Origin of the sequence: Chryseobacterium sp. HR92, from assembly GCF_045689405.1 — a bacterium.
Classification (GTDB): Bacteria; Bacteroidota; Bacteroidia; order Flavobacteriales; family Weeksellaceae; genus Chryseobacterium; species Chryseobacterium viscerum_A.
On the sequence record NZ_CP139139.1, the window covers coordinates 1,951,011 to 1,967,910 of the forward strand.

A 16,900-nucleotide genomic window follows, 5' to 3' on the forward strand; every position below is an offset into this window, starting at 1 on the left:
AATTTTGTACCATAATAAATACATTAAAAAATTATGGTACTGAATAATAAAAGAGTCGCTATCATTGGCGCAGGACCTGTAGGTTTAACCATGGCTGTTTTATTACAGCAGAAAGATGTTGAAGTAAATATCTATGAAAGAGATGTGAATGCACAGACAAGAGTCTGGGGCGGAACCTTGGATCTTCATAAAGAATCAGGACAGAAAGCCATGAAAAAAGCAGGTTTACTTGATAAATACTACGAGATGGCACTACCTATGGGGATCAAAATCGCTGATGAACATTGCAATATTTTATTTACAAAGGAAATTACCCCCGAAAATCAATATGACAATCCTGAAATCAACAGAAATCATTTGAGAGAAATGCTCCTTGGCAGTCTGGCAGATGATACAGTAATCTGGGATATGAATTTTACTGGAATGGAAGAAAATAACGGCAAATGGATTCTTCATTTTAAAGACAAACCTGATGAGACAGCTGATCTGGTGATTGGTGCTAACGGCGGAATGTCCAGAGTAAGAAAATACGTTACAGATGCTGAAGTAGAAGAAACCGGAACTTTTATTATTCAGGGAGATATTCCGCAGCCTGAGAAAACATGTCCCGAATTCTTTGAATGGTGTGAAGATAAAAGACCAATGGCAGCTTTTGAAGGTAATTTATTGGTAGCCAATCCATTTAATAACGGTGCTTTGAGTTATGGAGTTATATTCAAAAAGCCTGAAGAATGGGAAGATGGCTGTACATTAGATTTTAAGAATACAGAACAGGTCCGTCAGTTTCTTTCCGAAAGATTTTCTTCATGGAATGAATTGTATCAGCAGTTATTCCTGTCAACTTCTTTTTTTGTAGGGCTGCCAACAAGGAGAATTCCATTAGACAAACCTTGGAAAAGCAATCGTAATTTACCCGTTACACTGATTGGTGATGCAGCACATCTTATGCCTCCTTTTGCCGGAAAGGGTGTAAATACCGGATTATTGGATGCTTTAATTTTATCAGAAAATCTGACAGAAGGAAAATACCAAACGATATCCGAAGCCGTTAATGCTTACGAAAAAGAAATGTTTATCTACGCCAAAGAAGCTCAGCTCGAATCCAGTAAAAATGAACTGGAAATGCGGGATTTCAAATTCTCTTTTACAAACCTTTTCCAATAATTAATGATCCGGATCATTAAATAGTAAGATGAATAAAACTTACCTTTACACTTTAAAAACAGAATGAAACGTTCAGGAACAGCAGATTTACCCCTTCACTATGGCAAAGTACCGCCATGGCTGTATGAACGTATGTCTGTACTGGGTCTTTCCATCATTGAAGTCATTCTCATGGATTATGGTAAAGATGAGGTATTGCGCCGGCTGGCAGATCCGTTCTGGTTTCAGAGTTTTGGAGCGGTGATGGGAATGGACTGGCATTCTTCAGGAATTACCACTTCCGTCATGGGAGCTTTAAAACGGTCTATTAACCCCAATTCACAGTCTCTGGGACTTTATATCTGTGGCGGAAAAGGTAAATTTTCACGCGAAACTCCATCAGAGTTAATCAGAATTGCAGATAAAACCGGACTCAACGGAACGGATCTTGTGAGAGCCAGTAAACTTTCTGCAAAAGTAGACAATACAGCCATTCAGGATGGGTACCAGTTGTATCTGCACAATTTCATTCTTTCAGACAACGGAAATTGGAGTGTTATCCAGCAGGGAATGCATGAATCCGACGGAACAGCGAGAAGATATCATTGGCATTCCGAAAACATTACTTCATTTGTAGAAAAACCTCATACAGGAATTAATGGGATTTCAAGAGGAAGAATTCTTAACCTTACTGATACTGAAGCTTCAGAGAACAGAAAAGGAATTTTAGATATTTCCCATACCGATTCAGCAGAAGTGATGAAAGATTTTGCAAGATTGATTCTTCCTGCCCATCATGATGTTCAGGCTTCTGACGTAGATCTGAAACGCCTGGGAGCGCTTCTGTATGTTACCAGAGAACAGCAGCCTCAGAATTTTGAAGATTTGCTGATGCTGGAAGGAGTAGGTCCAAGAACTATGCAGTCATTAGCTTTGGTAAGTGAAGTGATTCACGGGGCGCCGTCAAGATTTGCAGATCCGGCAAGGTTTTCCTTTGCTCATGGAGGTAAAGACGGACATCCTTTCCCTGTTCCTGTGAATACGTATGACGAAAGTATCAATATTCTCAGAAAAGGAATTGAAAAGTCCAAACTGGGGAATTCTGATAAGCTGAATTCTTTAAACAAGCTTCACCAGATCGTCACTGAAGCAGAAAAAGACTTTACACCGGATTTTGATATTCAGCAGGTGATTGAAGAAGAAAGACAAAATTCCTGGCGTTTTGGCGGAAAGACCGTATTTGGTGATGCCCAGAAACCCAGCACTCCGAAATCAATACAGCTTTCCCTGTTTTAAAAAAATATTTCCTGTAAAAAGCTAACAATTACTATATTGGCAGATAGTTATTCCCATCCTCCGGAGGGGTGGCAAAAATTCAAAGAATTTTTGACGGGGTGGTCAGAGATAGTATGTTTTAAATAGCTGTTTAAAAAATTATTGGTTTTGAAATGTCTTTTATTTCAGTGTGGTATCCGCTTTTTTTATAAAACATTTAAACTCTTTGTTTAATATTTCTTGCTCTTAATTCAATTAAAAATTTTAATTTTAAAGACTTAAAAAATTGACACCAATGACCAATAAAGCCTTAGAAACCTGCTATGATTTCCCATTCTTTTTCCCTGAAGAGCTTGCTGAAATCTTTCAGGCTCATGAAAAAACGTCTTTCCAGAAAGGTGATTTTATTCTTGAAGAAGGAAAAACAGCCAATGAATATTATATTCTTGAAAGCGGATTGGCGCGTTCCTATGTCAATGATTTCAACGGAAATGAAGTAACCACTCATTTTTTTGTAGAGAATGAAGTGATTATTGAGGTTTTGTCAATGTTTCAAAGAGTTCCGTCTCAGGAAAATATCGTTTGTATTACAGATTGTGACTGCTGGAGGCTTGATTATGACACGTTCCAGGAATTGTTCCATAAAATTCCAAATCTCAGGGAATGGGGAAGATCATGGATGTCTCAGGAGCTTTTTGCTTACAAACAACGCTCCGTAGAAATGTTCACGCTGTCAGCAACCAGAAGATACCTTAATCTGCTGGAACAAAAATCTAAAGTCATACAATTTGCACCATTGAAGCAGATTGCTTCCTATCTGGGAGTTACAGACACTTCTTTAAGCCGTATTCGCAAAGAAATAGTTTCCCATCCTAAGAAAAATTAAATCTTGCCTTATGACAAGTAGATTTTCATTGCACCTCGGTAATTTTGGATTACAGTTTAACACTAAAATTACAAAAAATGAAAGTCAATCAAATTTATGTGAATCTTCCTGTAAAAGATGTACAGAAAACAAAAGAATTCTGGACCAAGGTAGGTTTTTCGATTAACGAACAATTCTCTGATGATAAAGCAGCCTGCGTTGCTTTGAATGATATGATCTACGTAATGTTTCTGCAGGAAGATTATTTTATGACCTTCACCAATAAACCTGTTGCCAAAGAAAATACCAGTCAGGTTCTTGTAGCAGTAGGTTTGAACAGCCGTGAAGAAGTAGATAAAATAGTGAATACCGCTGTAGAAAACGGGGCGTGGCAGCATGAAGAACCTCAGGATTACGGCTGGATGTATCAGAATTCTTTCTGGGATCTGGACGGACACGGCTGGAATATCACTTTTGCCGATATGTCTCAAATGCCGGCAGAATAATTTAAATCCAAGTAAAAATTAAATCTTGTCCTATGACAAGCACATTCTTACCATATCCTGGTAATTTTGGATAACAATCACCACTAAATTTTACAAAATGAATATTACTGATATTTACGTCAATTTACCCGTAAAAGACGTACAAAAAACCAGAGAATTCTGGACGAAGCTAGGCTTTTCTATCAATGAACAGTTTTCAGATGAGAAGGCAATATGTGTAGTAATGAAAGAAAATCATATCTATACAATGTTTCTTAAAGAAGAGTTCTTCCAAACTTTTACCAACAGACCTTTTGCCAAAGGAGATACTACGCAGGTGCTTCTTGCTATCGGGGTAAACAGCCGCGAAGCAGTAGATCATATGGTGAAAACAGCCATCGAAAGCGGAGGTTCAAAATATGGTGAGCCTGTGGATTACGGATGGATGTATCAAAATAGTTTTGCAGATATCAATGGTCATCAGTGGGAAGTAATGCATGGAGATGCATCTCAGATGCCTGCAGAATAATGTATTATCATTCACTTATTAAATACATATCCAATGGAAGCAATATCAAACGATATAGAATTAATAAAGAATCAGGTAGTGAGTAACTATCAGGTGATTTCTTTGAATATTGAGGGCATTACCCATGAAGAATCTATGATTTTTCCTAATGGTGAAGCCAATTGTATGAACTGGATTCTTGGACATTTGATCTACATCAGAAATCCTTTACTGAATATTTTAGGAGAAGAATCTGTCTGGGACAGTGAAAAGTTTTCTTGTTACAACAGGGGGGAAATTCCTTTGAACCGGAAAGATGAATTGGTCAGCTTTGAAGATTTAAAATCCTATCTGAAACAATCTCAGGACAAACTGGAAGCGAAACTCGGGACTCTTGACAGCTTTAAATCTGAAATGGTAAATGATATTTCAACGCTGAGCCTTCATGAAATTTATCACAGCGGGCAGCTAGGTTATCTCCGCAGGATTTTAGGAAAACCGGGCGCCATAAAATAGATTCCTTGCTTTGCTCGGAATGACAAGTATATCGCTGAAATATTAGTATTACCTTTTAGAAGAGTACAATTTTATCGAAGATAAAACCCCTCGCACCTTAAAAAGCATATAGTTTGTAAAAACTTAGCGCCTTTACGTTTCTCTAACATTCTAACCTTTAATTTCTAACTTCTAATCTTTAAAATAAAATGGACACACCAAAATCAAAAAAAATGGAACTCGTTATTCCTGCTTACAGAATGCATTCCCAAAGCTTTATGAATGTATTAGACGGCATTTCGGAAGAAGACGCGTTGAAAAGAATTGAAAATAAAACCAATCATATTGTGTGGATGGCAGGAAACTTTGTCAATATGCGCTATGGGCTGGGCTGGGTACTTGGAATACAGGAAGAGGATCCTTACAGCGATTTGTTTTTCCAGGGAAAAGCACTGGATGAAAGCTTTAAATATCCAACTTTGGCCGAATTGAAAGAAAATTTCCATGCTATTTCAGCTAAAGTATACCAAAAACTTTACGAAGTAACTGATGAAGAACTGGATGAAATATTTGAGATAGGAATGAATATCCCTTTCATTAAAGAAACAAAACTGAATTTTGTAGGAATGTGTATTGGCCGCGAAGATTATCTCTGCGGACAGATAGGCCTGATGCGCAGAATTCTGAACTATCCGGGAATGAAATACGATGTGGACGAAAATCTTAAATATTAATAATGAATCCAGTAGAAACAGGCTATAAAAAAGTCAACGGAATCCAATTGTATTACGAGATCTATGGATCAGGAAAACCTTTGGTTTTAATTCATGGAGGAGGTTCTTCCATTTTGTATGATTTTAAAGAAGTTATTGCAAGACTGGAAGGTAAATTCCAACTCATAGGAATAGATTTACAAAATCATGGCAGAAGTGAACACCGCGATATTCCTGAAACCTTTGAACAGGATGCAGACGATGTAGCCGGAGTACTGGCAGAGCTTAACATTGGAAAAGCTTCTTTCTGGGGATTCAGTAATGGAGGAAGTACCGTAATGCAGATTGGGCACCGCCATCCCGGAATCGTTGAAAAACTGGTTGTCGCTTCAGCTTTTTATAAAAGAAGCGGAATGATAGACGGTTTTTTTGAAGGAATGCAGGAAGCCACTTTTGATTCGATGCCGGAACCTTTCAAAATCAATTTTTTAAATCTCAATCCGGATTTTTCAAAATTGGAAAATCTTTTTGAGAAAGACTGCACAAGGATGCAGACATTTCAAGACTGGGATGATGAGGTATTGGCTTCTATCAAATCACCTACATTATTCATCAGCGGTGATCAGGACGTCATGAAACCAGAGCATGCTGCAGCAATGTGGCGCCTGGTAAAAGGCTCCCGGTTAATGATACTTCCCGCAACTCACGGTGTCTATATGATGCCTGACTTTGACGGAAGTATGGATACCAACTTAATAGACTTTACCGTCAGAGAAGTAGAAAAATTTATAAACCACTAAGTGTTTTATTCATATTAAATTAATTAATCCTTAATGGATCATCAGTAGAAACTATATCTTATAATAATAACTTTAAAATTAAAAATCATGGCTAAATTAAATCCCTATCTGAATTTTGATGGAACAGCTGAAGAAGCGTTCAATTTTTACAAAACTGTTTTCGGTGGTGAATTCGTCGGAGGAATTCATAAAATGGGAAATGCTCCTGGTACAGAAAACCTTTCAGAAGAAGAAAAAAACAGGGTAATGCACATTGCTTTGCCTATTGGAGGTGACCTTTTAATGGCATCAGATATTGTACCCGGTTTTGGGCAGACGCTTACGGTAGGAAATAACAATTATGTTTCTATTTTCCCGGACTCCAGAAATGAGGCTGACAGAATTTTTAAAGAACTTTCTGATGGCGGAAATGTAGAAATGCCGATTGAAGATCAGTTTTGGGGAGACTATTTCGGATGCTTTCAGGATAAATATGGTGTTCATTGGATGGTGAACTATAATGATGAATACGCAAAATAATCCTATATTTAACTAATTATAAAAAGAGGTGCCCATTTTTTGGGCAGCTCTTTATTCTAACTATAAAAAAACAGAACTATGGATCCAATTAAAATAGACATTACAATTTTAGCACCCGTTGAAAAAGTCTGGAATTATTTCAATGAGCCAAAGCACATCACAAAATGGAATTTTGCCCATGAAACCTGGCAGTGCCCTAGTTCTGAAAATAATCTTACGGTAGGAGGCAAATTCAAAAACAGAATGGAAGCGAAAGACAAAAGTTTCGGATTTGATTTTGAAGGAGTTTATGATGAAATTATTCCTCATGAAGTGATCAAGTATCATATGGAGGACGGACGGAAAGTAGAAGTTGTTTTCGATAAAATAGATGAAAACACAACGAAAGTTATTGAAATTTTCGATCCGGAAAAACAAAATTCTGTGGAAATGCAACGGGATGGCTGGTATGCTATTCTTAATAATTTCCACAAGTATGTTGAGAATCATTAACACTATTTTTTGTAGCCATGATCAATCTAGTTATCATGTCCAAGAGTTTAAACTCCATTTATGCTTTTAATTATGACTCTGCAGAACAGTTCCTTCACGGAGTGATTGCAATACCTGCAAGAAGAGCCTTAGAAAAAGAAAAAATAAATTCTTTGGAAAAACTTTCAGATTATTCCGAGAAGGAAATTATGCAGCTGCATGGTTTCGGGAAAAATACGATGGTGAAACTGAAGAATTATATGAAAGAAAATCAGGTCTGTTTTAAAGAAGCATAATAAGTATACAACTGGAAAATTTTGCAGTGTCATTGCAATAAAGCGGAATCATATCGTTTAAATGCAAAGGCATAAGATTTCTTTTGCTGTTGTATAGAGAATTTAAGAATATAAATACATCATTCCCTGTTAAAATTTAAAAATTATGAATAACGATATTTTCCCATGTCTCTGGTATGATGGAGACGCCAAGCAGTCTGCAGAATTTTATTGTAAAGTTTTTGGAGGTGAAATCACTGCAGATACACCCGTGGTAATGAATATTGACTTGTTTGGACAAAGAGTAATGCTTTTGAACGGCGGTCCGCAATTCAAAAAAAATCCTTCCATCTCTTTCATGGTAATTTGTGAAACAGAGGATGAGGTTCAAAAATACTGGGATAAGCTGTTGGATGGCGGGCTGGCTTTGATGGAGCTGGGATCTTACTCATGGAGTAAAAAATATGGCTGGGTTCAGGATCAATATGGAGTAACGTGGCAGTTGTTTTTGGGCGAAAAAGAAAGTGAACAAAAGATCATACCTACTTTGATGTTCATCCATCAGAACAACGGAAAAGCAAAAGAGGCAATGGAACTTTACACCAAAACATTCCCCAATTCAAGCATAGGAAACATATTGACCTATGGAGCAGGAAGTGAAGGCCATGATATTCCGGAACCGGCAGAAAATGTTCAGCATGCTCAATTTATGATAGACAATTATAGTTTATTCTGTATGGATAATTCTTACGATCACCAGTTTGATTTCAATGAAGGAATATCATTGGTGGTAATGACGGATGACCAGCAGCAGACCGATAACTACTGGAATACACTGACAACAGATGGTGGCAGAGAAAGTATGTGTGGCTGGCTGAAAGATAAATATGGATTGAGCTGGCAGATCGTACCTAAAAGACTTATTCAGCTAATGAACGATTCCAATCAGGAAAAAGCTTATAAAGTGGTTCAGGCAATGATGAAAATGCAGAAAATTATCATCCAGGATCTGGAAGATGCATATAATTCTTAATCTGTTTCGGCGTATTGTTTGATGTACTTTAGAGAAAAGATTTGCATATGAAGACACAGAACAAATCAGAATCTAAGTCAAAAGTCCCTAAAGAAGGGCTGTTTCCGGAAATTATCCGGAACGATTATCAGGGAAGCCGGAAGCTGAAGGGTAAAAAAGCAGTTATTTCCGGGGGAGACAGCGGCATAGGACAGGCTGTAGCCGTTCATTTTGCCAGAGAAGGTGCAGACGTTGCTATTATCTATAAAGAAAGTAATGATGATGCCAAAGAAACCCAAAAACTGGTTGAAAAAGAGGGACAGAAGTGCTTACTTATAAAAGGTGATCTTACCCGGAAAGTATTCAGAACCAAATGTGCGGACAAGATTAAAAAAGAATGGAAGAAACTTGATATTCTTGTTAATAATGCAGGAATTCACACCTCTAAAAACAGTCTGGAAAAAATCTCTGATGAGCAGATTCAGGAAACATTTGATACCAATATCATTTCTATGATCTCTTTCACCAGAAATTTTCTTCCGCTGATCGGAAAAGGAGGAAGAATTATCTGTACAACCTCTGTCACAGCGTACCGCGGAAGCGATCATTTACTTGATTATGCGGCCACAAAAGGAGCGGTGTTGTCTTTTATCCGTTCATTGGCGGATAATCTTGCCGGAAAAGGAATTCTGGTGAATGGAATTGCACCCGGGCCTATTTGGACTCCGCTTGTGAAAGAAGCTTTTGATGACCTTTCAAGGTTTGGAAAAGATACTCCGCTGAAGCGTGCGGGGCAGCCGTCGGAAGTAGCTCCGGCTTATGTATTTCTTGCTTCTAAAGATGCAAGCTATATTACAGGAGAAATTATCCACATTAACGGAGGTGATTTCGTCGGAGGATAGAATGAAATGCTGGAAACTGGAAACCAGAAGTTAGAAGTTAGAAGTTAGAAGTTAGAAAATCGCAGTTCAATACACTCTTACTCTCTAACCCTCAAACACAATCACCTGCAACCTATTACCTAAAACCAAACACCTAAAATATAATGGAAAAATTATCATACGAAATAGAAATCAATGCTGAACCTGAAAAAGTATGGAGTGTCCTTTGGGGAGATATTACATACAGGCAATGGACAACAGCATTTACAGATGGTTCTTTCTATGAAGGAACGCTCGAAGAGAATAATATTGTTAAATTTCTTGATCCCAAAAATAATGGGATGTACAGCAGAGTAGAAAAAGTTATTCCCAACGAAGAAATAAAATTTCTGCACCTGGGAGAAATTTATGAAGGGATTGAAGTTCCTCAGGATTGGGGAGAAGCAACAGAAGCTTATTTTCTTGAAGAAAATGAAGAAGGAACACTATTGAAAACAGAAATTCAGACCCCTGCGGAATTTAAAGAATTTTTTGAAGAGAAATTTCCAAAAGCGATGACCATCGTTAAGCATCTTTCAGAAAATCAGCTGTAAATATCTCAGGTTGAAATACACCTGATATTGAAAGTAATTCATAGCCAAATCACTCTAAAAAATAAAAAAATGGAAACCTTATCATACGAAACAGTAATAGATGCTCCTCTACAGAAAGTATGGGACATTCTCTGGAACCCTGAAACTTATAGTGAATGGACCCGATTTTTCGGTGCAGGATCTGTTATGAAGTCCGATTGGAAGGTAGGTGGAAAGACCTATTTTCTTAATGCTGAGGGAGAAGGAATGGTTTCAACTATAGACAGTATGGAAGAACCCAATCAGATTGTTTTTAAACATCTGGGAATAGTAGATAAAAATGGAGTAGAAGACACTCAAAGCAAAGAAGTAATGGAATGGAACGGAAGCTTTGAAAAATATTTTTTAATAGACTTTGGAGGGAAAACAAAACTTCATGCTGAAGTTCAGGTTGAAAAACAATGGGAAGACCATATGAACACAGGCTTTACAAAAGGATTGACGGTTGTGAAAAGCCTTGCAGAGGGAGTAAGTCTTGATTCTGTGTGATTGAAGTTCAAAGTTTAAAATTTAAAGTTCAAGGTTTAAAGTTTAGGGCAGCTGTCTTGATATCCATCCCTAATCCCTGCCACCTGCTACCTATCATCTATTATCTATCAACTAAAAAATGAAACTACTTGTAATACTTTTCGTAACATGTATTCTGGCTTTACTAGGGACTTTTTTGTTTCAGGGGAAGCCGGATTTTATATTCTCTGGAAACCTGGGAATGGCTGTATTTATCATATTTACAGGTTTTTCTCATTTTAAGTTTCAAAAAGGGATGGAAATGATGATCCCGGATTTTATGCCTGCAAAAATGTTTTGGGTCTATTGTACAGGAGTACTGGAAATTTCCGCGGGAATTGGGCTTATGATTCCGGCTATTCGTGAGATAACCGCAATTTTACTCATTGTTTTTTATGTCCTGGTTTTTATAGCCAATATCAATTCTTCCAGGAAAAAGATTAATATTTTTAAAGCCGATTACACAGGTCCGGGAATGAAGTACCTTTATACTCAAAGGATTCCCATGCAGATTATCTTAATCGTCTGGACATGGTATTTCGGAATATATTTACACTAAATAAAAAAGACAGTCACTAAGGCTGTCTTTTTCATATAATTGATATTTTTTTCATTAATTGATAAAAACAGTGTAACGTTTTGTGGGTATAATATGTCTTATTATATAAATGCATTTATTTTCTATTGTTTTAAAAATGAGTGCCTTCTATAACTTTAACCTTTAAAACAGAAGTTATGAACCTAAATCACAACATTTTCGGTACAGCCCTTATTGTACTATCTACCATTATGACCAACGCACAGAGCTCTACTGCCAAACTGCCGGGAGATCCTACTTTGCCATCTTCCAAAGCCAATCTTGAGAAGCTGATTTCTTATGACAAAGGAAACTTTAAATACAAAGTGGAAGACTATTTTGCAAGACCAAAAGCTTCAGCATTTAAAATTTCTCCTGACGGAAAATACCTTTCCTATAAAGAAAAAGACCAGGATAAAAAGAACCACGTTTATGTAAAAGACCTGAGTACAGGAAAAATTACTAAAGCCATCGTGGAAAAAGATGATCTGATCAGAGGCTATGGCTGGCTGAACAAAAAACGCCTTTACTACACTCAGGATAGAGGAGGAAATGAAAATATTCATTTGTATGCTGCAGATGCAGATGGTGGGAATCAAAAGGATTTAACGCCATTTGACGGAGTAAAAGTACAGTCAATCATTCCCATAAAAGATACGGATTTTGTTGTAGTTACCCTCAATAAAAATAATAAACAGATTTTTGAGCCTTTTAAAATCAATTTCGTTACCGGAGAAATGACCCAGCTATATGAAAATAAAGATGTCAACAGTCCTATTGACGACTACCTTTTTGATAAAGATGGAAATTTGAGAGGTTATAGTGTTCTTGAAAACGGATTAACCACAAAAACCTATTATAAAGATCTGCAGACAGGAAAATTCAATCTGATTAAATCTGCAGATTGGTCTGATACTTTCAGCATTATAGAATTTAATGAAAATTCTAAAAATAAAGATGAAGCGTATGTAGTAACGAATCTGGATAGCGATAAAGCGAGAATTGTGCTGTATGATCTGAAAAAAAATGCTGTGATAAAAGAGATTTATTCTAATCCTGTATATGATGTAAGCTCCATAAGCACTGCCGGTAAAAACAGAAATTACGAACTTGATTTTATAAGCTATGAAGGAACTAAAGGAGAAACAGTTCCGGTAAGTAAATTTTATAAAGAAATACATGACAAATTAAAAGCTCAGTTTGGAGATAAGGAATTTGGGATTGCTTCTTCAGATGATAATAATGATAAACTTCTGGTTGTGGTAGGAAGTGATAAGCTCTACGGAACCTATTATGAATATGACACCAAAACCAAGCAGACCAAACTTCTCTACAACCTAATGCCTCAGCTGAAGGAAGAAGATATGGCTGAAATGAGACCTATCGAATTTAAAAGCAGAGATGGAATGACCATTCATGGATATATTACATTGCCTAAAGCAGCACTGGAAGGTAAAAAAGTTCCTTTGATTGTAAATCCTCATGGTGGACCGCAAGGAATCAGAGACAGCTGGGGATTCAATCCGGAAACACAATTGTTTGCAAGCAGAGGATATGCCACTCTTCAGGTGAACTTCAGAATTTCAGGAGGATATGGAAAATCATTCCAGAAAGCCGGGTACAAACAAATCGGAAGAAAAGCCATGGATGATGTAGAAGACGGAGTAAAATATGCCATTGAGCAGGGATGGGTAGACAAAGATAAAGTAGCCATTTACGGAGGAAGCCACGGTGGATATGCCACATTAATGGGATTGATCAAAACTCCGGATTTGTATACCTGTGGAGTGGATTACGTAGGAGTATCCAATATTTTCACCTTCTTTGCTTCTTTCCCGGAATACTGGAAACCTTATAAGGAAATGGTAAAACAAATCTGGTATGATCTGGATAATCCAGAAGAAGCTAAAATTGCTAAGGAAGTTTCTCCGGTGTTCCAGATTGATAAAATAAAGAAACCGTTATTCGTAGTACAGGGAGCTAATGATCCAAGAGTAAACATCAATGAATCTGATCAGATTGTAAAAGCAATGCGTGCTAAAGGTTTTGAAGTTCCTTATCTGGTAAAATATGATGAAGGGCACGGATTTGGAAAAGAACCGAACAGAATTGAACTTTATAAATCCATGTTAGGATTCTTTGCAGAAAATTTTAATAAGTAACTAATAATTTTATAATGTGGAAACGGAGGGCTAAGGTCTTCCGTTTCTTTTTTTTGTTATTATGACTAGGTGTTTAGATTCCTGCAGAATGACAAGCTGTATGGATAAACTATCATTACAATTGTGTCATTCCGTAGGAATCTAAAATGAAGTTAGAAATTGAGAATGGATAAAAAGGTTTTTATCATTCATCAATATTTCATTTGTTATTTATCATTTTAGCCCCGATAGCAGCGGTTACCCCGGAACATGAGTGGGAGCGTCGGAGGGTAAGAGCGTGGGATCGTTTGGTGTGAGGAGTATGAGCGGATAGCGGGAAAAAGCTTCCTTAAAAAAATAAGCAATGATTAATAAGTAATGAATAATTTGGCGATAATTTGAGAGATAAAAATATCGATGAATAAAAGAAAAATTGAATTATAAGAAAAATATTTTAAATTTATTAAAGTAAAACCAAAAGATCAGCCGTCATAGCAATATGGAGGTTGTCGAAAAAATAACAATGCCACAGAAAGAGAAAGAAAGCATCATCTCGCAGACCGTTTCCAACTACGGAGGGAAGCTGATGTCTTATATTCGTCCGAAAGTGAAAAACACGGAGGATGCGGAAGATATTCTGCAGGAAGTGTGGTATCAGTTCAGTAGCCTTACGAATATTTCGGAGATCGTAAATGTTGGTGGGTGGTTATACAGAGTAACGGCGAATAAAATCACGGATCGTTACCGTAAAAAGAAAACAGAAAATCTTGAAGATTTCGTGTATGAAGATGAAGACGGCAGTTTTTCTATCAAGGATATTCTTCTGATGGATGAGAGCGCTGGCCCTGAAGTTAAAATGTTTCAGGATGAGATCTGGAAAAAACTGTTTGAAGCACTTGATGAACTTCCCGAAAAACAAAGGCTGGTCTACGTAGAAAATGAACTGAATGACAAAACCCTCCAGGAGATTGCCGATGAACAGGGAGAAAACATCAAGACCATCATCAGTAGAAAAAACTATGCTGTGAAGCATTTGAGAAACAGATTGAGAAAATTATACGAAGATTTAAAAAGTTAGAAAAAGAAATTATGAATCATAAACACAAAAAGGGTTGGATTTTTTTATTGTTATGCCCGCCATTAATTTTAGCCGCTGTTACATGGATTGTAATGCTGCTTTGGAATTGTCTTCTCCCAGAGATTTTAGGAGTGAAAACGATTACTTTCTGGCAGGCAATGGGAATACTGATCCTAAGTAAAATTCTTTTCGGAGGTTTCCATTTCGGTAAAGGAATGAAAGACTTCAAGGAAAGAAAAATGAGAGAAAAAATGGAAAGCTGGTCCCCTGAGGAAAGAGAAAAATTCAAAGAGGTTTGGAGAAATAAATGCTCGGGAGGATTCTTCAACAGAAATAACGAATAATTTGAAAATTTTAAAGAAGTAGTAAAGTAAAATTAGAATTCATTCGTCTCTATAAAAAACAAGAAGTAGTAAAATTTAAAATTTTGAAAAAATGAAAAATTCAGCATTAAAAGGAGCTCTTGGAGCATTAGCCGTTGTGGGTGTAGCCTTAATCGCTAAAAAAGCAATACAAAGAAAAAGATTTATCAAAGGTATTTTTGATGAATATGGAATCAAGGAGAAATCTCCTTTCGGACTGGCAGATAAGATCAGAGAAATGAATGATGAGCAATATCAGGAACTGAAAGGGAAATTCAAAAAAGAATTCCATTCAAGATGCTGCAGAAAGGATAATACCTGCGAAGCATAAGATAAGTAAAAACTAAATTGAAATTGTTTAATTCCGGCGCGGGAAGCTCTGCTTCCCGCGCCGGAATTTTTTATTTAAACAAGTTACTAAAAAGCTTTTTAGCCTTACATTTGTTTCTTTGTTACTATTAAAGCTATTCAGAAGATTATGAAACTCAAAAATATTTTTATTGCGGCCCTGTCACTTTTCTCAGTCATCATTTATGGGCAGTATTCCGGACAGAAACAATATGTTTTCTTTTTGCATAATAAATTTTTAGAAGGGCATTCTTTAGAGGAGAAGCACCCAAAATACGGGGTTGCAGAATATGAAGAAATACTTAATAAACTGAAGGATAAAAATACAATTGTGATTTCTGAGAAAAGAAAAGCAGATACCGATCCCATAGCGTATGCAGGAAAGGTGAGAAAGCAGATTGACAGTCTCATGAAAAAAGGAATTCCGGCTGGAAGGATTACCGTTGTAGGAACTTCGCAGGGAGGATATATTGCACAGTATGTATCTTATTATGAAGAAAATACGGACTTGAAATTTGTGATTATTGGAGCGAGTTTTAAAGATGATTCTTTGGAAAAAGATAAAAACTTTAAGCTTTATGGAAGAATTCTTTCCATTACGGAGAAATCAGATGACGGGCATCTGCCGTTATCAAAGGAACAGAGATTGATGAGATCTGATATTAAAGATTTTAAAGAAATAGAGCTTAACACTAGTTTACAACATGGTTTTCTTTTTAAAGCACTCAATGATTGGATAACTCCTACTAAGGATTGGGTTTCCCGGAAATAGATGCTGGTTGGTCTATTAACGTTTAGTTCTTATGATTGAAGTTACTACGAAATGATCTGCGTAATCTGTGAAATCTGCGGGTAGAAATTAAAGTTGAGATTCCTCGCTATGCTCGGAATGACAGGAAAACTGTTGAAAATAACCTTTTCATTTTTAGAGAAGTGCAATTTTATCGGAGATAAAATCTTTGCGTCTTAAAATATACAGTTTGAAAAAGAACTAGCGTCTTTGCGTTTTCCAGCCTTAAAATAATAAACGATATTGAGATTGCTTCATCTTCGATTCGCAATGACTTTTAGATTCTTTTTTCTATCAAAATTTTACCATAAACATCAAACACAAAGAAAAATAAATCCTTATTTTTGTATTTCTCAATGAAAGACTACTACTATTTTCTCGGTATATCACAGGATGCTTCAGAAGAAGACGTCAAAAAAGCGTATCGGAAACTGTCTTTAAAATATCATCCTGATAAAAATGACAATGACGATTTTTTTGCTGACCGTTTTCGTGAAATTCAGGAAGCTTATGAGACATTGAGTGATCCTGTAAGAAGACGCGCTTACGATCAGAATTTAGAAAGTCATCAACGAAGTTTCAGATATAATATTCCACCTGCAATCAAAACTTTTACAGCGAATAAAATTCACGCAAAAAAAGGGGAGGAGATAATCATCAACTGGCAGACGAGTAATGCGGATGTGGTGAAGGTATTGCCTTTTGGATTGGAAAAGCCGTATGGAGAGAGAATCTTTAAAATTACAGAATTTAAAGACGGAAAATTCCAGCTTCTGCTTCACGCAACGAATTCTCTTTTGCACAAAACCGTAGTTCAGGGAATTACCATTACAGAAGTTTTTGAAAATGATACTGAGAAATTCAAAAACACAGTAGAAGAAATGTTTAAACCACAACCCAGAACAGTGATGAACAGGTATGGACAGCCTAAAATTATAATGCTGTTTTGGGGAATTATCGTACTGGCAATTGCCTTATACTTTTTGATTAAAACGCTGGGTTAGCCTAAGCCATTTTCTTTCT

General features: G+C 36.6%; 22 protein-coding genes. All 22 read left to right on the forward strand.

Annotated features, from left to right (window positions below):
* The first annotated feature begins 33 nt into the window (after window positions 1-33).
* Window positions 34-1,164, forward strand: a complete 1,131-nt coding sequence (locus tag SFA27_RS08685) for an FAD-dependent oxidoreductase (protein ID WP_407297691.1) — start codon at window positions 34-36, stop codon at window positions 1,162-1,164.
* Window positions 1,165-1,227: 63 nt separating this feature from the next.
* Complete coding sequence (locus SFA27_RS08690) at window positions 1,228-2,439, forward strand: DUF763 domain-containing protein (protein WP_407297693.1); 1,212 nt, start codon at window positions 1,228-1,230, stop codon at window positions 2,437-2,439.
* 274 nt (window positions 2,440-2,713) lie between these two features.
* The gene (locus tag SFA27_RS08695; protein WP_047377594.1) at window positions 2,714-3,304 is read left to right on the forward strand and encodes a Crp/Fnr family transcriptional regulator; all 591 of its coding nucleotides are present in this window, start codon (window positions 2,714-2,716) and stop codon (window positions 3,302-3,304) included.
* A 77-nt stretch (window positions 3,305-3,381) separates the two neighbouring features.
* Window positions 3,382-3,789 carry a VOC family protein gene (locus tag SFA27_RS08700; protein WP_407297695.1) on the forward strand — a complete coding sequence of 136 codons (408 nt, stop codon included), beginning with the start codon at window positions 3,382-3,384 and terminating at the stop codon, window positions 3,787-3,789.
* 97 nt (window positions 3,790-3,886) lie between these two features.
* Entirely contained in the window at window positions 3,887-4,297 is a 411-nt protein-coding gene (locus SFA27_RS08705) for a VOC family protein (protein ID WP_407297697.1), read from the forward strand.
* A gap of 33 nt (window positions 4,298-4,330) precedes the next feature.
* The gene (locus SFA27_RS08710; RefSeq protein WP_407297699.1) at window positions 4,331-4,792 is read left to right on the forward strand and encodes a hypothetical protein; all 462 of its coding nucleotides are present in this window, start codon (window positions 4,331-4,333) and stop codon (window positions 4,790-4,792) included.
* A gap of 212 nt (window positions 4,793-5,004) precedes the next feature.
* Window positions 5,005-5,505: a DinB family protein gene (locus SFA27_RS08715; protein WP_407297701.1), complete on the forward strand. Its 501-nt coding sequence runs from the start codon at window positions 5,005-5,007 to the stop codon at window positions 5,503-5,505.
* 2 nt (window positions 5,506-5,507) lie between these two features.
* Window positions 5,508-6,284, forward strand: coding sequence for an alpha/beta fold hydrolase (locus SFA27_RS08720; protein WP_407297703.1), 777 nt, complete (start codon window positions 5,508-5,510; stop codon window positions 6,282-6,284).
* A gap of 87 nt (window positions 6,285-6,371) precedes the next feature.
* A complete protein-coding gene (locus tag SFA27_RS08725) occupies window positions 6,372-6,803 on the forward strand; it encodes a VOC family protein (RefSeq protein ID WP_047377588.1) in 432 nt (143 codons plus the stop codon).
* 78 nt (window positions 6,804-6,881) lie between these two features.
* Window positions 6,882-7,295 carry an SRPBCC family protein gene (locus SFA27_RS08730; protein ID WP_047377587.1) on the forward strand — a complete coding sequence of 138 codons (414 nt, stop codon included), beginning with the start codon at window positions 6,882-6,884 and terminating at the stop codon, window positions 7,293-7,295.
* 35 nt (window positions 7,296-7,330) lie between these two features.
* Window positions 7,331-7,570 carry a hypothetical protein gene (locus SFA27_RS08735; protein WP_264517624.1) on the forward strand — a complete coding sequence of 80 codons (240 nt, stop codon included), beginning with the start codon at window positions 7,331-7,333 and terminating at the stop codon, window positions 7,568-7,570.
* Between the two features lie 145 nt (window positions 7,571-7,715).
* Window positions 7,716-8,582, forward strand: coding sequence for a VOC family protein (locus SFA27_RS08740; protein ID WP_407297706.1), 867 nt, complete (start codon window positions 7,716-7,718; stop codon window positions 8,580-8,582).
* 47 nt (window positions 8,583-8,629) lie between these two features.
* Window positions 8,630-9,463 carry an SDR family oxidoreductase gene (locus tag SFA27_RS08745; RefSeq protein ID WP_047377585.1) on the forward strand — a complete coding sequence of 278 codons (834 nt, stop codon included), beginning with the start codon at window positions 8,630-8,632 and terminating at the stop codon, window positions 9,461-9,463.
* 143 nt (window positions 9,464-9,606) lie between these two features.
* A complete protein-coding gene (locus tag SFA27_RS08750; protein WP_047377584.1) occupies window positions 9,607-10,035 on the forward strand; it encodes an ATPase in 429 nt (142 codons plus the stop codon).
* A 69-nt stretch (window positions 10,036-10,104) separates the two neighbouring features.
* Window positions 10,105-10,563, forward strand: a complete 459-nt coding sequence (locus SFA27_RS08755) for an SRPBCC family protein (RefSeq protein ID WP_407297708.1) — start codon at window positions 10,105-10,107, stop codon at window positions 10,561-10,563.
* 118 nt (window positions 10,564-10,681) lie between these two features.
* The gene (locus tag SFA27_RS08760) at window positions 10,682-11,140 is read left to right on the forward strand and encodes a hypothetical protein (RefSeq protein WP_407297710.1); all 459 of its coding nucleotides are present in this window, start codon (window positions 10,682-10,684) and stop codon (window positions 11,138-11,140) included.
* A 176-nt stretch (window positions 11,141-11,316) separates the two neighbouring features.
* Window positions 11,317-13,320 carry a S9 family peptidase gene (locus SFA27_RS08765; RefSeq protein ID WP_407297712.1) on the forward strand — a complete coding sequence of 668 codons (2,004 nt, stop codon included), beginning with the start codon at window positions 11,317-11,319 and terminating at the stop codon, window positions 13,318-13,320.
* Window positions 13,321-13,822: 502 nt separating this feature from the next.
* Window positions 13,823-14,377 (forward strand): RNA polymerase sigma factor, encoded by a 555-nt coding sequence (locus tag SFA27_RS08770; RefSeq protein WP_185145132.1) that lies wholly within the window; start codon window positions 13,823-13,825, stop codon window positions 14,375-14,377.
* A gap of 11 nt (window positions 14,378-14,388) precedes the next feature.
* Complete coding sequence (locus SFA27_RS08775; RefSeq protein WP_047377579.1) at window positions 14,389-14,721, forward strand: hypothetical protein; 333 nt, start codon at window positions 14,389-14,391, stop codon at window positions 14,719-14,721.
* Window positions 14,722-14,812: 91 nt separating this feature from the next.
* A complete protein-coding gene (locus SFA27_RS08780; protein ID WP_047377578.1) occupies window positions 14,813-15,070 on the forward strand; it encodes a hypothetical protein in 258 nt (85 codons plus the stop codon).
* A gap of 147 nt (window positions 15,071-15,217) precedes the next feature.
* Window positions 15,218-15,859: an alpha/beta hydrolase gene (locus SFA27_RS08785; protein WP_407297715.1), complete on the forward strand. Its 642-nt coding sequence runs from the start codon at window positions 15,218-15,220 to the stop codon at window positions 15,857-15,859.
* Window positions 15,860-16,233: 374 nt separating this feature from the next.
* Window positions 16,234-16,881 (forward strand): J domain-containing protein, encoded by a 648-nt coding sequence (locus tag SFA27_RS08790; RefSeq protein WP_255815766.1) that lies wholly within the window; start codon window positions 16,234-16,236, stop codon window positions 16,879-16,881.
* Window positions 16,882-16,900 lie beyond the last annotated feature (19 nt).